Below are 16,751 nucleotides of genomic sequence, written 5' to 3' on the forward strand. Positions count from 1 at the left end.
CGGAACCGTCGGCGGGAGCAAGTAAAGTAGGGCTGTGACTTCTTCAGCTACCCCCTTGCGGCTTTTCACGTCCGAGTCCGTTACGGAAGGCCACCCGGACAAAATCTGCGACCAGATTTCCGATGCCATCCTCGACGCCCTCCTGCGCGAGGATCCCGAGTCGCGGGTCGCGGTCGAGACCCTGACCACCACGGGCCTGGTGCACGTGGCCGGCGAAGTCACCACCCAGGGCTACGTGGAGATCCCGCAGATCGTCCGCGACACCGTCCTCAACATCGGCTACAACTCCTCGGACAAGGGGTTCGACGGCGCCCGCTGCGGCGTTTCGGTCTCCATCGGCCAGCAGTCTTCGGACATCGCGTCCGGCGTCTTCAACTCCTGGGAGGCCAAGCAGGGCCTGCTGGTGGACGACTACGATGCGCAGGGCGCGGGGGACCAGGGCATCATGTTCGGCTACGCCAGCGACGAGACTGATGTCTTTATGCCGGCGCCGATCTGGCTGGCCCACCGGCTCTCCGAGAAGCTCACCGAAGTCCGCAAGTCCGGCGTCCTGCCCTACCTCCGCCCGGACGGCAAGACCCAGGTCACCGTGGGGTACGACGGCGACAAGCCGGTATCGGTGGACACGGTGGTTGTGTCCACCCAGCACGAGTCCGGCGTGGACCTGGAGCATCTCGGCCGCGATGTGAGCGCCAAGGTGATCGAACCGGTGCTGGCCGCCTCCAACCTGGACATCTCGAACGTCCGGCACATCCTCAACCCGGGCGGCGAATTCGTCATCGGCGGCCCCGTCGGGGACGCCGGCCTGACCGGCCGGAAGATCATCGTGGACACCTACGGCGGCATGGCCCGCCACGGCGGCGGCGCGTTCAGCGGCAAGGACCCGTCGAAGGTGGACCGCTCGGCCGCCTACGCCATGCGCTGGGTCGCCAAGAACGTGGTCGCTGCCGGCCTGGCCCGCCGCGCGGAAATCCAGATCGCCTACGCCATCGGCATGGCGCGCCCGGTGGGAATCTACGTGGAGACCTTCGGCACCGAGACGGTGGACCCGCTGCGGATCGCAGACGCCATCCACGAGGTGTTCGACCTGCGCCCGCTGGCCATCATCAACGACCTGCAGCTGAAGCGGCCGATCTACCTGCAGACCGCCGCCCACGGCCACTTCGGCCGGGAGCACCACAACTTCACCTGGGAGCGCACCGACCGGGCGGACGCCCTGCGCAGCTTCTTCAACGCGTAGCCGGGGCCACATGCCGCAGGAGCCAGGAGCGGATGAGGCCGTCCAGCTATCCCTGCTGCAGGGGTTCGGCGCGCCGGCCAAGCCGCGGGGCACCACGCAGCCGGCCGCCCAGGACCCGGTGGCCGAGGTCCTGGTCGAATCGGCCGTGCCGCACCTCGACCGTGGTTTCGACTACCTGGTGCCGGCGGAGCTCGCGGCGGACGCGGTTCCCGGAGCGAGGATCAAGGCGCGCTTCGGCGCGCAGGAGGTCACCGGTTACATCACACGCCGCAAGGCCGAGGCGGCCGAGGGCATCAAGCTGAGCCGCCTGGCCAAGGTGGTCTCGCCCCAACCCGTGCTGACGCCCGAGCTGCTGCAGCTGGCGCAGGCCGTTGCCCGGCGCTATGCCGGGACCGTCAGCGACGTGGTCCGCGCCGCCGTCCCGCCGCGCGTGGCCCGCGTGGACAAGGAGTTTCCGCCGGCGGCGGAAGGAACCGAAGTGCAGGCGGGAACGACGACGGACCTACCCGTCGCGTCGAGCACGCCAGACGCCCTCGATCCGGCAGCGCAGGAAACGCGCGGATTGCAGGCGGGGGAAGCGCCCGATCCGGCCGAGGCCTTCGCCGGCTATCCGGCCGCCGGTGCGTTCCTGGCCCATCTGGCCGCCGGGGGCTCGCCGCGTGCGGTCCTGTCGGCGCACAAATCCTACGGCGCCGCCTCCTGGGCGGCCCAGCTGGCCGCCGTCGTCCACGCGACGCATACCAGCGGCCGCGGGGCGCTCGTAGTGGTGCCGGACGCCAAGGACCTGTCGCTGCTCGCGGCGGAGCTGGAACGCAGCATCGGCGCGGACGGCTTTGTCCGGCTGACCGCTGAGGACGGGCCGACGCCCCGCTACCGGAACTACCTGAAGCTGGTGCACGGGCAGGCCAAGGTAGCCATCGGCACGCGGTCGGCGGCCTTCGCGCCCGTGGCCGACCTGGGGTTGGCCGTCATTTGGGACGACGGCGACGACCTCCATGTGGAGCAGCGGGCCCCGTACCAGCACGCCCGGGACGTGCTGCTGCTCCGCGCGGAACAGACCGGCTGCGGGGTGCTGCTCGGCGGCATCAGCCGCAGCACCGAGAGCCAGCGCCTGGTGGAAGCCGGGTGGGCGCAGCCGCTGCAGCCGGAGCGGCCCGCGGTGCGGGCAGCGGCGCCGCGCGTGGTCAACACGGCGGACTCCTTCCAGCAGGAACGTGATCCGCTGCTGCGGCACGCGAGGCTGCCCCACGCGGCCTGGCAGGCGGCGCGCGAGGGGCTTGAACGCGGCCCCGTACTGGTGCAGGTGGCCCGGACCGGCTTCGCACCGGCGCTTGCCTGCCAGGACTGCCGCACGCCGGCCCGCTGCAGCCAGTGCCAGGGCCCGCTCGCGCAGACCGGTCGCGACAGGGTGCCGGCCTGCCGCTGGTGCGGGCGCCTCGCCGCCGGGCACCGCTGCGCCGAGTGCGGATCGCCCCGGCTCCGGGCGCTGGTTGTCGGGGCCTCGCGCACCGCGGAGGAACTCGGCCGGGCCTTTCCGGGGGCCGCGGTGGTTTCCTCGGCCGGAGAGCACGTCAAACAGAGCATCCAGGCGGGGCGCACCCTCGTGGTCGCGACGCCCGGCGCAGAGCCCGCTGTAGATGGCGGCTACGCTGCGGCGCTGCTGCTGGACGGCAACGCCATGCTGGCCCGGGAATCCCTACGCGCCTCCGAGGATGCGCTGCGCCGCTGGTTCACCGCCGCCTCACTGGTACGCCCGGCGAAGGAGGGCGGCGTCGTCGTGATCACCGCCGAACACGACGCCGTGGTCGGGAACCTCGTGCGGTGGGACCCGGCCGGCGCCGCCGCGCGCGAGCTGGAGCTGCGCCGCGAACTGCAGCTGCCGCCGGCCGTGCGTATCGCCGCGCTCACCGGATCCGCGGAGAGCCTCGAGGTCTTCCTCGACGGCCTCGACCTTCCGGAGGACGTGCGTACGGTAGGCCCGGCGGAACTGCCGTTGCCCGGGTCGGCGGGAACGCACCGGACGCTGCTGTTCTTCACCTACCGGCAGGGCAACACGGTGACCCAGGCGCTGCGGGCCCGGAAGGCGGCCGTCTCCGCCCGGCGCCTGGCGGAACCGGTGCAGGTGCGCTGCGACGGGCTGGACCTGCTCTAGCGGCGGACCTGCCCTAGCGGCCCGCGGGGGCCTGCCGCCGGCGCCGGACCTCTTCCGCCATGGCCAGGAGCTGGGCGGCCGAGTGGTCCCAGCTGAACTCCCCGGCCCGGCCGGCCCCTTCCTTGCTGGCCCGCGCGCGCCGGTCCGGATCCTCCAGGGCGCGCACGGCGGCGGCGAACGCCTCCGGCTCGTCCGGGTCGACCAGCAGCGCCGCTTCGTCCGCCACCTCGCGGAAGATGGGGATGTCGCTCGCGATGACGGGTGTGCCCGCGGCCATGGCCTCGATCAGCGGCAAACCGTACCCCTCGTCCCGCGACAGGCTGACCAGCGCGGTGGCACGGTGCAGCAGCTGGCGATACTCGCCGTCGGACACGCCATGGTGGAAGACCAGCTGCCCCGGGTCGGCCGCACCGGCCGCCAGCTCCGCCTCCCGGGCGGCGGACACCGGGCTGAGCAGGTGCAGCCGGTAGTCCGGCAGCAGCGCCATGGCCGCGATGAGCGTCTCGACGTTCTTGTAGGGCATGTAGGAGCCCATGTACACCAGGTCCTTGTCCGCCGGTGCCTGCGGATCCCGGGCAGCGCCGGGGGAGTGCGGCGCATTCGAGACGATCCTGATGTCGCGGCGGGTCAGCCGGGCCTGCTCCAGCAGAGACTTGGTGGTGCGGCTGATGGTGGCCACCATGTCGGCCCGGTTGAGCAGCAGCCGCTGCGGCCAGTAGGCCTTGTGGTACAGCCGCCAGAGGCCCCGGACGGGCAGCGGCAGGAAACCCGGAGGTTTGGGATGCCGGTAGTAGATCAGGTCGTGGATGGTCAGGATCAGACCGTAGCGGCGGCCGAAGCTGCCCATGGTCTGCATCGGGCAGACCACCACGTCGGCCCCCAGCTTGTTGATGCGGCGGGCGACGAACAGTTCGGCGGGGGAGAGCGGGCTGTTGATCTTCACCCACGGGACGTCCGGCAGGAACTGCAGCTGCCGCTCGTCATGGATCAGCATGCGCACGTCCGCCTGCCGGGCCGTGGCCGCGATCAGGTTGGCGCCGTACCGGCTGATCCCGTCGAGCTGGTCCGTACGGGTGTAGCGCGCGTCGATCAGCAGCCTCACGCGGCGAGCTCCCCGAGGAAGCGGTTGATCATCCGCGCTGCGGTTTCGGGCGCCTCGTAGTGGATCAGGTGCCCCACGCCGTCGATAATCTCCAGGTGCGATCCCGGGATGTGCGCGGCAAGGCGCCGTTGGCTGGACACGGAGCCGAGGTCGTCCTTGGCACCGGCGATGAGCAGCACGGGTAGCGTGAGCGCGGGCGCCGCCTCGACGACGTCGTGGGAGATGGACGCGCGGAAGGACTCCAGCACCACCGCACGGTTGGCAAAGGAGCTGAAGTAGGCGTCGTGCTGGGCGTGGATGAAGCTCCGCAGCTGGGGCTCCTTCGTCTTGGCCATCATCATGCTCATGACGCGCACGATCGCCGGATGCTGCAGCAGCGCCAGGCCGGCGCGTTCCGGCAGGCGGGCACCGAGGAAATAGTAGAACTCGGCCAGGCGGGAGGCGGCGGCCCGCGGTCCCTTGAGCGCCGGTTCGCTGATCGGGTTGACCAGGACGGCGGCGGCGAAGGAGCCCGGGCGGGCGGCCAAGTGGTGGGACGCGACGATCGACCCGAAGGAGTGGCCCAGCAGGACCGTCTCGGGTCCGAGGCCCAGCGCCGCCGCGAAGTCCTGCACGAACCCGGCGTAGCTCTCCACGCTGTGCTCCCGGTCGCTGAACGGCTGCGAGGCGCCGAAGCCGGGCAGGTCGGGGGCGATGATGCGGTGCTCCGGCAGCGCGCGGGCCAGCAGGTCCAGGCCGTGGTGGTCGCCGCGGAAGCCGTGGATGAACAGCAGGTCCGCGCCGGCTCCCGGCTGCCGGGCAGGGTACTCCCAGTAGCTCACCTCGCCGGTAGCCAGCGTGACGGTGCCCGCCGTGGCGCGGTCCTTTGTGGCGGTCACGCCCAGTTCACCTCGTCCGGGTGGGAGCCAAGCCGGCCGTTGCGCTCCAGCGCGCCCAGTTGGCGCATGGCGTCCTCGTCCAGGGCGAAGTCACGGACGCGCAAGTTCTCCCGGATGCGTTCCGCCGAGCTGGCCTTCGGGATCACGGTGTTGCCCAGCTGCAGATGCCAGCGGAGGACGACCTGTGCCGGCGTGCGGCCGTACCGCGCGGCGAGGCCGCTCACCACGGGGTCCTCCAGCACGGAGCCGCGGCCGAGCGGGCTCCAGGCCACCGTCCGGATGTTGTGTTCCTCGTGCAGTTCGCGCAGCTCCCGCTGCTGCAGCCACGGGTGCAGCTCCACCTGGTTGACCGCCGGGACTACTTCGGTCGCGGCGAGCAGGGTCTGAAGGTGCTCGGGCTGGAAGTTCGAGACGCCGATCGCCCGCACCCGTCCCTCGTGGTAGAGCTGCTCCAGCGCGCGGTAGGTCTCGACAAAGAGCCCGCGTTCCGGCAGCGGCCAGTGGATCAGGTACAGGTCGGCGTACTCCAGGTCCAGCTGGTCCAGTGACTTCCTGTAGGCGTCCAGGGCGGCCTGGAAACCGTGGCTGTCGTTCCACAGCTTGGTGGTGACGAAGATGTCCTCGCGGCTGACCTCGGGTTCCTCCGCCGTGAACTTGGCCACTGCCTCGCCCACGCCCTGTTCGTTCCCGTAGAACGCGGCCGTGTCGATGTGCCGGTACCCCGCCTCGAGCGCCTGGTAGCACAGGCCCGAAGCGTCCGCCGGCGGGACCTTATAGACGCCGAAGCCCACCTGGTCCATCAGGACGCCATTGTTGAGTGCCACCTTGTGCGCTGTTGCCATAGCAGAAACTCTACCGACCGGCGGCCGTCCCCGCGGACCGACGCTCCCGGCACCGCCATTGACCGCCACCCGCCCGGCGGCTAGGTTCGAGCCCAGTGGGCCGGGCCGCCGGATTGCCGGTCCCGGTATCAGCAGGCAACAGCAAAGGTGGGCCATGCCCGGTTACGTACTGGCCATTGACCAAGGTACGACGTCGTCCCGCGCCATCATCTTCGACCGCGGCGGCAGCATCGTCTCCACCGGGCAAAAGGAACATCGCCAGCTCCTGCCGAGGGCGGGCTGGGTGGAGCACGACGCCGTCGAAATCTGGGACAACGTACGCGAGGTGGTCGGGACCGCGCTCTCCCGCGCGAGCCTGACCCGCCACGACATCGCGGCGGTCGGACTGACGAACCAACGCGAAACCACCGTGGTCTGGAACCGCTCGACCGGCCGGCCGGTCAGCAACGCCATCGTCTGGCAGGACGTGCGCACGCAGGCGATCTGCGACGAGCTCGCCGCCGGGGCGGGCCCGGACCGGTTCAAGGACATCACCGGCCTGCCGCTGACTCCGTACTTCGCGGGCACCAAGCTGCGCTGGATCCTCGACCACGTGCCCGGCGCGCGCGAGCAGGCCGAGGCGGGCGAGCTGCTGTTCGGCACCATGGACAGCTGGGTGGTCTGGAACCTCACCGGCGGGACCGACGGCGGCGTGCACACCACCGACGTGACCAACGCGTCCCGGACGCTGCTGATGGACCTGCGGACGCTCGACTGGTCGCCGGACATCCTGGCGGCCTTCGGAATCCCGGCGGGCATGCTGCCGTCGATCCGCTCATCCTCCGAGGTGTACGGGACGGTCCACGGTTCGCAGCTGCTGCGCGAGGTGCCGATTGCCGGCATCCTGGGGGACCAGCAGGCGGCCGCCTTCGGCCAGGCCGCATTCGGCTCCGGCGACGCCAAGAACACCTACGGCACCGGCTGCTTCGTGCTGGTCAACACCGGCGGGCGGGTTGTGTCGTCGGCGAACGGCCTGCTGGCCACGGTGGCGTACCAGCTGGGCGACCAGGCTCCGAGCTACGCGCTGGAAGGGTCGATCGCCGTCGCCGGTTCCCTGATCCACTGGCTCCGCGACAACCTGGGCATCGTGGCCTCCGCCGCCGAAGCCGAGGAGCTGGCCGGCTCCGTCGCGGACAGCGGCGGCGCCTACTTCGTCCCGGCATTTTCCGGCCTGTTCGCCCCGTACTGGCGCCCGGACGCCCGCGGGGCGTTGGTGGGGCTGACCCGGTTCGTGACCAAGGCGCACATCGCCCGCGCCGCCCTGGAGGCCACGGCCTTCCAGACCCGGGAGGTGCTGGAAGCCGTCAATGCGGATTCCGAGGTGCCGCTGAAGGAACTGAGGGTCGACGGCGGCATGGTCGGCAACGATGCATTGATGCAGTTCCAGGCGGACATCCTCGGCGTGCCCGTGGTCCGGCCTCGGGTCGCCGAGACAACTGCCCTCGGGGCCGCGTACGCCGCCGGGCTCGCCGTGGATTTCTGGCGAGGGCAGGACGAGCTGGCGGCCAACTGGGCCGAAGACCGGCGGTGGGAGCCGGACATGGAGGAGGCGGAGCGGGACCGCCGCATGCGCCTCTGGAGGAAGGCGGTGTCCCGGACGTTCGACTGGGTGGACGAGGACGTGCGCTGAACGTGCCGGTGCGGCCGCCGCGGCCACCGCGGGGAGGGGCCCCGATCTGCGCTAAAGTAGACCTATGTCTGCACTTGAGCTTAGCCAGCCGCGCTGATTTTCGGATTCCAATCCGCAGTGCGGCCGCCCCTCCCGCGTCGAGGGGCTTTTGTGTGTCCGGAACAGTCCGGCAAGTGCACCGCAAACCAAGAGGACGAGGGCAAGGCAACGTGAGTACGCACGCTGGTACGGAACAGAACGAGTACAGCTTTTCAGCGATGGAGGGCAAGTGGCCCGCGGTCTGGGAGGAACTGGGCGTCTTCAACGCCGTCGATGACGGTTCCAAGGAACGCCGCTACGTGCTGGACATGTTCCCGTATCCGTCGGGCGACCTCCACATGGGCCACGCCGAGGCGTTCGCCATGGGCGACGTCGTTGCCCGCTACTGGCGCCTGAAGGGCTTCGATGTCCTGCACCCGATCGGCTGGGACTCCTTCGGGCTCCCGGCGGAGAACGCCGCCATCAAGCGCAACGCCCATCCCTCGGAATGGACGTACGCGAACATCGACACCCAGGCCGCCTCATTCAAGCGGTACGCCATCAGCGCGGACTGGTCCCGCCGGCTGCACACCTCGGACCCCGAGTACTACCGGTGGACCCAGTGGCTCTTCCTGCGGTTCTACGAGCGGGGCCTGGCCTACCGCAAGAACTCGCCGGTGAACTGGTGCCCCAAGGACCTGACCGTGCTCGCCAACGAGCAGGTCGTCAACGGAGCCTGCGAACGGTGCGGGACCACGGTGACCAAGAAGAGCCTGAACCAGTGGTACTTCAAGATCACCGACTATGCCGACCGGCTGCTGCACGACATGGAAGAACTCAGGGGCCACTGGCCGGAGCGCGTGCTGGCGATGCAGCGCAACTGGATCGGCCGCTCCGAGGGCGCGCACGTCAACTTCCGGATCGAGGCCGCCGATAGCCGGCCCGAGCGCGACGTTACGGTCTTCACCACCCGCCCGGACACGCTGCACGGCGCCACGTTCTTCGTGGTCGCGGCGGACGCCCACCTCGCCCTGGACCTGGTCACAGCGGAGCAGCACGACGCGCTGATGCAGTACCGCGAGAAGGTCAAGGCGCTCTCCGACATCGAGCGCCAGTCGACCGAGCGCGAGAAGACGGGCGTCTTCCTGGGCCGCTACGCCGTGAATCCGCTCAACGGCGAGAAGCTGGCGGTGTGGGCCGCCGACTACGTGCTGGCGGACTACGGCACCGGCGCCATCATGGCGGTGCCGGCACACGACCAGCGTGACCTGGACTTCGCGCGCACCTTCGACCTGCCCGTGCGTGCCGTCCTGGATACCGGCGAGGAGGACCCGGCGTCCACCGGCATTGCGACGGCCGGCGAGGGAACCCTCGTCAACTCGGGCGAACTGGACGGACTGTCGAAGACCGAGGGCATTGCCAAGGCCATCGAGATCGTCGAGGCCGCCGGCACGGGCGAGCGGGCGGTGAACTACCGGCTGCGTGACTGGCTGCTGTCCCGCCAGCGCTTCTGGGGCGCGCCCATCCCGATCATCCACTGCGATGAATGCGGCGAGGTCCCGGTCCCGGACAACCAGCTGCCGGTCCGGCTGCCGGACGACCTGCGCGGCGAGGCGCTGTCGCCCAAGGGCACGTCGCCGCTGGCCGCCGCCGTGGACTGGGTCAACGTCGACTGCCCGAGCTGCGGACGCGCCGCCCGCCGGGACACCGACACGATGGATACCTTTGTCGATTCGTCCTGGTACTACCTGCGGTTCGCCTCACCGGACTACACCGAGGGCCCCTTCGACACCGAGGCCGTCAACCGCTGGCTGCCGGTGGGCCAGTACGTCGGCGGCGTCGAGCACGCCATCCTGCACCTGCTCTACAGCCGGTTCTTCACCAAAGTGCTCAAGGACCTGGGCCTGATCGACTTTGACGAGCCGTTCAGCGCCCTGCTGAACCAGGGCCAGGTGCTCAACGGCGGAAAGGCCATGAGCAAGTCGCTCGGCAACGGAGTGGACCTCGGCGAGCAGCTGGACAAGTTCGGCGTGGACGCCGTGCGGCTGACCATGGTGTTCGCTTCGCCGCCCGAAGACGACGTCGACTGGGCCGATGTTTCCCCCTCCGGCAGTGCCAAATTCCTGGCCCGCGCCTGGCGGTTGGGCCAGGACGTTACCTCCGCCGTCGACGTCGACCCTGCCACCGGTGACGCCAAGCTACGCGGCGTGACCCACCGCACGATCGCCGACGCAGCGGACCTGCTGGACCATCACAAATTCAACGTCGTGATCGCGCGGCTGATGGAACTGGTCAACGCCACCCGCAAGGTGATCGACAGCGGTGCCGGGGGAGTGGACCCCGCCGTGCGCGAGGCAGCCGAGGCGGTCGCCGTGATCCTGAGCCTCTTCGCCCCCTACACGGCGGAGGACCTCTGGGCGGCGCTCGGGCACGAGCCCTCGGTGGCGAACGCCAGCTGGCCGGAGGTCGACGAAAGCCTGCTGGTGCAGGCGACCGTCACCGCCGTCGTCCAGGTCCAGGGCAAGGTGCGCGACCGGCTGGAAGTCGCCGCGGACATCACCGAGGAGGAGCTGAAGACGAAGGCGCTGGCCTCCGAACAGATCATTAAGACCTTGGACGGCCGCGGAATCCGGACGGTGATTGTGCGGGCGCCTAAGCTGGTCAACATCGTCCCGGCTTAAGGGCCGGAACCAGGTGGCGTGGCTCGAGGAACTGGTCCGGCGGTCCCGGGCCCTGCTGAACCAGCCGGTCCGGTTCCCCGGACCGAAGCCGGCGCGCCCCTCGGTCGCGGTGGTGACCGATTCGGCGGCCGCGCTGCCTGCGGCCTGGGCGAAGGAACCGGTCACCGCGCTGTGCCTGCAGGTCGTGCCGATGCCGGTGATGGTCTCGGGGCAGATCTACGGCGAGGGCGTGGACGACGTGCCCGCCGCGCTGGCGCTCGGACTTGCGGAGGGTAAGGACCTCAAGACGTCCCGGCCGTCGCCGGGGCTGTTCCGCAAGGCCTACGAAGAGCTGGCTGCGCAGGGGTTCGACGCCGTCGTCTCCGTGCATATTTCGTCGGACCTGTCCGGCACCGTGGAAGCGGCGTCGCTGGCCGCGGCCCACGTGGACATCCCCGTGGAAATCGTGGATACCAGGACGGTGGCCATGGCCGAGGGCTTTGCCGTCATTTCTGCCGTGCTGGCGGCGCAGGCCGGGAAACCGGCGGCAGAGGTGGCGGCCGCGGCCAGGCAGGCGGCGGAGGCCGGACAGGTGCTGTTCTACGTCCCAAGCCTGGAACAGCTGCGAAGGGGCGGCCGGATCAGCCCGGCCAGCGGATACCTGGGAACCCTACTGTCGATCAAGCCCATACTGGGGATCAAGGACGGCGCGGTCGTCGGGCTCGAAAAGATCCGGACCGCGGCCAAGGCGAAGGCCCGGCTCCAGCAATTGGCGGTGCGCGGGATCGAGGAGCTGGACTACGCTCCGCAGCTGGCGGTGCATTACTTCGGCAACGAATCCGAGGCTCGGGAGCTGGCCGACGAGCTGGCGGCGCACGCGAGCAACGAGGTCCTGCTGACGCCGCTGCCGTCCGTGCTCGCGGCGCACGCCGGGCTGGGCGTGCTGGCCGTGGTGATCGGGCCGGCCATGGCGGCCCAGGAATCCTGAGCCCGGCCTGAGGGACCTGATCTCCACAGGCCGGAGCCGGCGCCGGCCCATCCACATCGGGACGGGCGGCTGTCTGCGGCGGACGTTGCGTTGCCTACGGTGGCTGCATGGGCCGCCACCGCTGGGCAGCAGCGTCAACCGATAGCGCGGCCGCCGGGACGCCTAAGCCTGTCCGGCGGCCGCGGTGGAAGATCGCGCTCGGTGCCGCGCTCGTGGCAGCCGGCCTCATCTTGGGCTACGGCATCGTGGTGGTGGCAACCGCAGACCTGCACCGTGCGGAGTCGGATGTGCTGGCCTCGGTGCCCATGGCCAGCCAACCGCCGGGCGAGGGCGGGAAAGGCTCCGGAGCGCCCAGTACCGGGGAGGATGATGCCGCGCGGCCCGGCGACGGCGAGGACACGGCTGTCCCGCCCGAACCGGACCCCGGGCCTTCCGCCGAGGTGTCCGGAGCCGGCGGCCTGGTCGTGCACGTGGCTGGTGCCGTCAAGATGCCTGGCGTCGTCAGGCTCGCGGCCACGGCCCGCGTCTTCGAGGCCTTGGACAAGGCGGGCGGCGCGCTGCCCGAGGCGGATCTGGCCGCGCTGAACCTCGCGGCAAAGGTGAGCGACGGACAGCAGATTTTCGTACCGTCTCCGCAGCACCAGCCCCCGGGCGGGGCCGCTGCCGGCGCTCCTCCGGCTACGTCCGGCGGCCCGGGCGCCGCTGGCGGCCAGGCCGGCAGCGGCAATACCGGCAAGGTCAACCTCAACACCGCGACCATCGAGGAGCTGACCGGACTGCCTCGGGTCGGGCCGGTGCTGGCACAGCGGATCGTCGACTTCCGCGAACAGCACGGCGCGTTCACCCGGCCGGAGGACCTCGACGCGGTGCCCGGGATCGGGGAGGTGATGCTGGCCAACCTGATCGAGCTGGTCACCGTATGACGGCCAGGCCGCGCTGGCACGAGTATGCCGCCGCCGCCCGCACCCGGACGCCGGCCGATCCTGGGAGTCTCCGCGCGGGGGAGTTTCTTGGCGGCGGGGACCTCTCGGAGCATGGAGAGCCGCCGGGCTGCAATGAGCCCAGCGGCCGGATGGTCGCTCGCGGCCGCGGCGCAGGGGACCGCATTCTTGCCCGGATGCTCACCCGCGCCCTGGCTGCCCTGCGTGCCGCCGTTCTCAACAGGGATCGGGAAGTCCCCTCCACCCGGGATCCCGATAGGGCACGGCTTGACCTGCGGCTGGCGGGGGCGGCCCTGCTGGGGTGGCTCGTAGTCCTGGGCCTGCTGCGTGCCGGCACCGGTGTCAGCCTTTCCGCGGCCGGGTTCTGCTGCGGAGCCGCGCTTGTCCTGGCGGGCTGGCTCGTGCTGCGCCGCCGGCGCGGGAAGCAGCTAGGCCTGTTCGCGGGCACCGCCCTGCTGCTGGTGTGCCTGCTGGCGCTGCTGTCGCTGGTCACAGGGGTGCGGCTGGCCGAACGCCTGTCCGGTCCAATCGCCCAAGCCATCGAGGCCCAGGCCTACGTGAGCGTCGAGCTGCAGGCCCTGTCGGACGCTGCCCGCTCCAGGACACCATCCCGGTTCGGGGGCGAGCGGTACCTGGTCTCTGCCAGGATCGTTGCCGCAGCCGGTGGCGGGAGGCAGTTCGAGGCGGCAACTCCGGTACTGGTCCTCGGCAATGCAGCCTGGAAGTCCGTGCGCTACGCGGACCGCATCCGGACGGCCGGGACGCTCACGGCCAGCGAACCGGGGTCGGCCGAGCAGGCGCTGCTGAACGCGTCGGCGGCGCCCGCGGTCACGGGCTCGCCGGCCTCGGCGGAAGCCGTCAACCGCATCCGGGCCGGTTTCATCACCATGACGCAGGCGCTGCCCGAGGACGCCCGCGGGCTGCTGCCGGGAATGGCCTTCGGGGACCGGGAACAGCAGTCGGACGAGCTCGCGGACGCCATGCGGCGCACCGGGCTGACCCACCTGCTTGCCGTGAGCGGTGCAAACTGCAGCTACCTACTGGGTTTCGTGTACCTGCTGGCGCAGTCCTGCCGGCTGCCGCGTTGGAGTGCCGCGCTCTGTGGAGTGGCCGCCTTGGTGGGATTCGTCATGCTGGTGCGGCCCGAGCCCAGCGTGCTGCGCGCAGCGGTGATGGGCGCGGTGGGCGTTGCCGCGCTCCTGACCGGGCGGCGGCGCGCGTCGCTAACGTTCCTGTCGGTGGCAGTCCTGCTGCTGCTGTTGGCCGATCCCTGGCTGGCCGGGGAATACAGCTTCGTCCTCTCTGTCCTGGCGACCCTGGGCCTGGTGCTGTTCGGCAGCAGATGCTCTGAATGGCTGCAGCGGTGGCTGCCGAAACCGCTTGCCGATGCCATGGCCGTCCCAATCGCGGCGCAGGTGTTCTGCACGCCCGTCCTGGTCCTGCTCCGGCCCGAACTGGCCCTCTACTCCATTCCAGCGAATATTCTGGCGGCTCCGGTCGTTCCGATCATTACAGTCGCGGCGATGGCTGCGCTTGGACTCCTGCCGCTCCTGCCGCTGGTTGCGGGCTGGCTGGTATTTGCGGCCGGCCTGCCGACCCTCTGGGTGGCATGGATCGCGCGGACCTTTTCCGAGCTGCCCTTTGCCGCGCTGCCGTGGCTCCAGGGCGGCGCAGGCTCTTTGGCCGCCGCGGCTGCCGGCGGCGGCGTCCTGCTGGCGCTCGGTTTGGCTGCAAAATGGAAGACGCAGGGCGAAAGGCTGAATGCGTTGGCTGGACTTGCGCGGTCCGTGATGCGGCCCCGCCGTGGCGTCCGCGCGGCCAACAGCTCGGCACGGCGGCCCGGGCGGAGGACTGCGCAGGGACCCGCACCGCGAGCAGGCAGACGGAATGACGCCGCGCGGCTGGCCGCCTGGACGTTGGCGCCGGCGCTGGCCGTCGGTTCCCTCGCGGGTTGGCTGGGTGGCCAGCCCTCGGGGAGCTCGTCGGCGGACCGCTGGGACGTGGCCGCATGCGACGTGGGGCAGGGAGACGGGATAGTCATCCGCACGGGACCGTCCAGTGCCATGGTCATCGATGCGGGCCCGGAGCCGGAACTGATGGACGCCTGCCTCGACGCGCTCGGAATCGAGAGGGTTGGGACATTGGTGTTGACGCACATGCACTTGGACCACTACGGCGGCATGACAGGAGTCTTCGACGGCCGTGAGGTCGGGTCGGTGCTCCTCGGCAGTGCGAAGGCGGACCTCCCGAGGGAGGTCGCCGCCGAATTACGGCGCCAGGGTATCAGTCCCGAGCTCGGCGCTGCGGGCTTGCACGGCACGGAAGGATACGTTTCGTGGAACGTGCTCTGGCCGACGAAGTCAGGGAGCGGCGGTAACGAGAATGATTCCAGCATCGTCCTGCTCGTCGAGGTCCGCACGGAGGACGGTGCCGCCCTCCGGCTGCTGCTGACCGGGGACCTGGAATCCGAAGCGGGCGGGGTGATGCTCCGTGGACTCGGCGGGCAAACCCCGGTGATTGACCTGCTCAAGGTCAGCCACCACGGGGCCCGTAACGGCGGCACCGAGATGATCGAGCGCCTGCAGCCCCGTGCCGCGCTGATTTCGGTGGGCAGGGACAACGACTACGGCCACCCCGCCCCGGAAATCCTGTCGGCGCTGTCCCGGCATCAGATCCCTGCCTTCCGGACCGACGAGATCGGGACGGTGCTGCTGGAACTGCGTGGCGGGAGCCTGGTGGTCACTGGCCTCCCCTGAGGCCGATGCCGCACTTGGGAAATCGCCGTCGCCGTGGAAAAGTTGAGGATTGGAATGAGGAGGCCCTGACCAGTGAACCCCAGCCCGGCACGTCCGGCGAACCGCAAGACCGCTGCCCGGACCGTATCCTGGCGGGATGTCGAACCCGCCGGCGTCGTCCTGATCAGCGGGCCCGAAGAGTACCTCGCCCATCGTGCAAAGGACCGGATCCGGTCGCTCGTTCGCGGGATCCATCCGGACGTAGAGCTGACGCAGCTCGACGCTTCCAGCTACGCGGCCGGCCAGCTGACGATGGTCGCGAGCCCGTCGCTGTTCGGCGAGTCCAAGCTGGTTGAAGTCGCCTCCGCTGCCCAAATGAACGACGACTTCCTGTCGGACACCCTGGCGTACCTGAAGACTCCGGCCGAGGAAGTCACGCTGGTCATCCACCATTCCGGCGGGACACGCGGGAAGAAGCTGCTGGATGCGATCAAAGCCAGTGGCGCCCCGGTGGTGGACTGCCAGGCTATGAAGAAGGACTCCGAGAAGCTGGATTTCGTCCGCGCCGAGTTCAAGGCCGCGCGGAAGGGACTCGAGCCTGCCGCCGGGCAGGCACTGGTTGCGGCGGTCGGTGCCTCGCTTCCTGACCTGGCCGCAGCGTGTTCCCAGCTGATCTCGGATGCGCAGGGCACAGTGACCGAAGCGACCGTCGACCAGTACTACGGCGGGCGCGTCGAAGCCACTGGCTTCAAGGTCGCCGACGCAGCCATCGCCGGCCGCGGAGCTGCTGCCCTGTCGATGCTGCGTCATGCCCTGGCGACCGGACTGGACCCGGTGCCCATCGTCGCCGTCCTGGCGATGAAGCTGCGCCAGATCGCCAAGGTCAAGAGCGCCTCGGTCAGCGCCAAGGATGCTGGGATGGCGCCGTGGCAGTTCGACCAGGCACGCAAGGAGGCTCGGGCCTGGGACTCGGCCGCACTCGCACGGTGCATCCAGTTGCTGGCGGAAACCGATGCCCAGGTCAAGGGCGCGGGGCGGGACCCGGAATACGCCGTCGAGCACGCCGTCCGCATCATCGCCTCCAGCGTCGCCCGGCACTGACGCTAAATCTCGGCAGACCTCATGTTCTGGCGCCATGTCGAACCAAAGAAACTGGCTACCCGAAGGCAAGTACCACAGTTTGGCACGTCAGTGGGGGAGGGGAGCCGGCGCTCCTCGGGCATCGCTGTAGAGCGACCCACTCGGCGTAAGGATGCCGTTCACGTCTCCCGCTAGGACCGCGTTCGCAGATTAGGTGGCGCCGGTCCGCGTCCTGGGAATCGCGCCGAACGCACTGCCTTGGGAGAGCTGCACGAACCCAAGCGGGACGGTTACCTTCACTGCACTCTGTCAATCAGTGACCCACCAGCTTGCTGCCGATCAGTTAGCTGCTGCGGCATTGATCAGCTCCGGCTTCGGCCGCGCTCACGTGTCTCATAACTAACGATGAGCACTCGATTTTTGCCAGAAGGTTGCAAGACATAGTT

Annotated in this window: 11 protein-coding genes; 8 read left to right on the forward strand and 3 right to left on the reverse strand. The window is 70.0% G+C overall.

Translation table 11 applies throughout. The annotated features are described in order from the left end of the window. Positions 1–34 precede the first annotated feature (34 nt). Both metK and WFH44_RS07625 read left to right on the forward strand, forming a co-directional pair. On the forward strand, positions 35–1,240 hold the full coding sequence (gene metK / locus WFH44_RS07620) for a methionine adenosyltransferase (RefSeq protein ID WP_336713019.1): 1,206 nt from the start codon (positions 35–37) through the stop codon (positions 1,238–1,240). Positions 1,241–1,250: 10 nt separating this feature from the next. Beyond that, positions 1,251–3,392, forward strand: coding sequence for a primosomal protein N' (locus WFH44_RS07625; protein WP_336713020.1), 2,142 nt, complete (start codon positions 1,251–1,253; stop codon positions 3,390–3,392). A gap of 13 nt (positions 3,393–3,405) precedes the next feature. On the opposite strand, the gene WFH44_RS07630 is transcribed toward WFH44_RS07625, so the two are convergent. The 3 genes from WFH44_RS07630 to WFH44_RS07640 are packed head-to-tail and all read right to left on the reverse strand — an operon-like array spanning position 3,406 to position 6,214. Then, positions 3,406–4,494: a glycosyltransferase family 4 protein gene (locus tag WFH44_RS07630; RefSeq protein ID WP_336713022.1), complete on the reverse strand. Its 1,089-nt coding sequence runs from the start codon at positions 4,492–4,494 to the stop codon at positions 3,406–3,408. After that, positions 4,491–5,372, reverse strand: a complete 882-nt coding sequence (locus WFH44_RS07635; RefSeq protein WP_336713024.1) for an alpha/beta fold hydrolase — start codon at positions 5,370–5,372, stop codon at positions 4,491–4,493. The genes WFH44_RS07630 and WFH44_RS07635 overlap by 4 nt, the downstream gene beginning before the upstream one ends. After that, positions 5,369–6,214: an aldo/keto reductase gene (locus WFH44_RS07640; RefSeq protein WP_336713025.1), complete on the reverse strand. Its 846-nt coding sequence runs from the start codon at positions 6,212–6,214 to the stop codon at positions 5,369–5,371. Before WFH44_RS07640 ends, WFH44_RS07635 begins: the two co-directional genes overlap by 4 nt. Positions 6,215–6,368: 154 nt before the next feature. Here WFH44_RS07640 and glpK point away from each other — a divergent pair, with 154 nt between their 5' ends. From glpK to holA, 6 genes are all read left to right on the forward strand, one after another. Then, on the forward strand, positions 6,369–7,883 hold the full coding sequence (gene glpK / locus WFH44_RS07645) for a glycerol kinase GlpK (RefSeq protein ID WP_336713027.1): 1,515 nt from the start codon (positions 6,369–6,371) through the stop codon (positions 7,881–7,883). Between the two features lie 209 nt (positions 7,884–8,092). Beyond that, on the forward strand, positions 8,093–10,582 hold the full coding sequence (leuS, locus tag WFH44_RS07650) for a leucine--tRNA ligase (protein WP_336713029.1): 2,490 nt from the start codon (positions 8,093–8,095) through the stop codon (positions 10,580–10,582). A 13-nt stretch (positions 10,583–10,595) separates the two neighbouring features. After that, positions 10,596–11,549, forward strand: a complete 954-nt coding sequence (locus WFH44_RS07655; protein ID WP_336713030.1) for a DegV family protein — start codon at positions 10,596–10,598, stop codon at positions 11,547–11,549. 107 nt (positions 11,550–11,656) lie between these two features. Continuing rightward, positions 11,657–12,472 carry a ComEA family DNA-binding protein gene (locus WFH44_RS07660; protein WP_336713032.1) on the forward strand — a complete coding sequence of 272 codons (816 nt, stop codon included), beginning with the start codon at positions 11,657–11,659 and terminating at the stop codon, positions 12,470–12,472. Positions 12,473–12,666: 194 nt separating this feature from the next. After that, a complete protein-coding gene (locus WFH44_RS07665) occupies positions 12,667–15,246 on the forward strand; it encodes a ComEC/Rec2 family competence protein (protein WP_336713033.1) in 2,580 nt (859 codons plus the stop codon). Between the two features lie 72 nt (positions 15,247–15,318). Continuing rightward, on the forward strand, positions 15,319–16,326 hold the full coding sequence (holA, locus tag WFH44_RS07670) for a DNA polymerase III subunit delta (RefSeq protein WP_336713034.1): 1,008 nt from the start codon (positions 15,319–15,321) through the stop codon (positions 16,324–16,326). Positions 16,327–16,751 lie beyond the last annotated feature (425 nt).

It is taken from the genome of Arthrobacter sp. USHLN218, from assembly GCF_037144715.1.
In the GTDB taxonomy this organism is placed as follows: domain Bacteria; phylum Actinomycetota; class Actinomycetes; order Actinomycetales; family Micrococcaceae; genus Crystallibacter.

What these genes read in the sequence shown, in the direction of transcription:
- WFH44_RS07625 (WP_336713020.1), top strand. Translation starts at nt 1,251, where the DNA reads ATGCCGCAGGAGCCAGGAGCGGATGAGGCCGTCCAGCTATCCCTGCTG.
- WFH44_RS07640 (WP_336713025.1), bottom strand. Translation starts at nt 6,214, where the DNA reads ATGGCAACAGCGCACAAGGTGGCACTCAACAATGGCGTCCTGATGGAC.
- glpK (WP_336713027.1), top strand. Translation starts at nt 6,369, where the DNA reads ATGCCCGGTTACGTACTGGCCATTGACCAAGGTACGACGTCGTCCCGC.
- WFH44_RS07660 (WP_336713032.1), top strand. Translation starts at nt 11,657, where the DNA reads ATGGGCCGCCACCGCTGGGCAGCAGCGTCAACCGATAGCGCGGCCGCC.
- WFH44_RS07665 (WP_336713033.1), top strand. Translation starts at nt 12,667, where the DNA reads ATGCTCACCCGCGCCCTGGCTGCCCTGCGTGCCGCCGTTCTCAACAGG.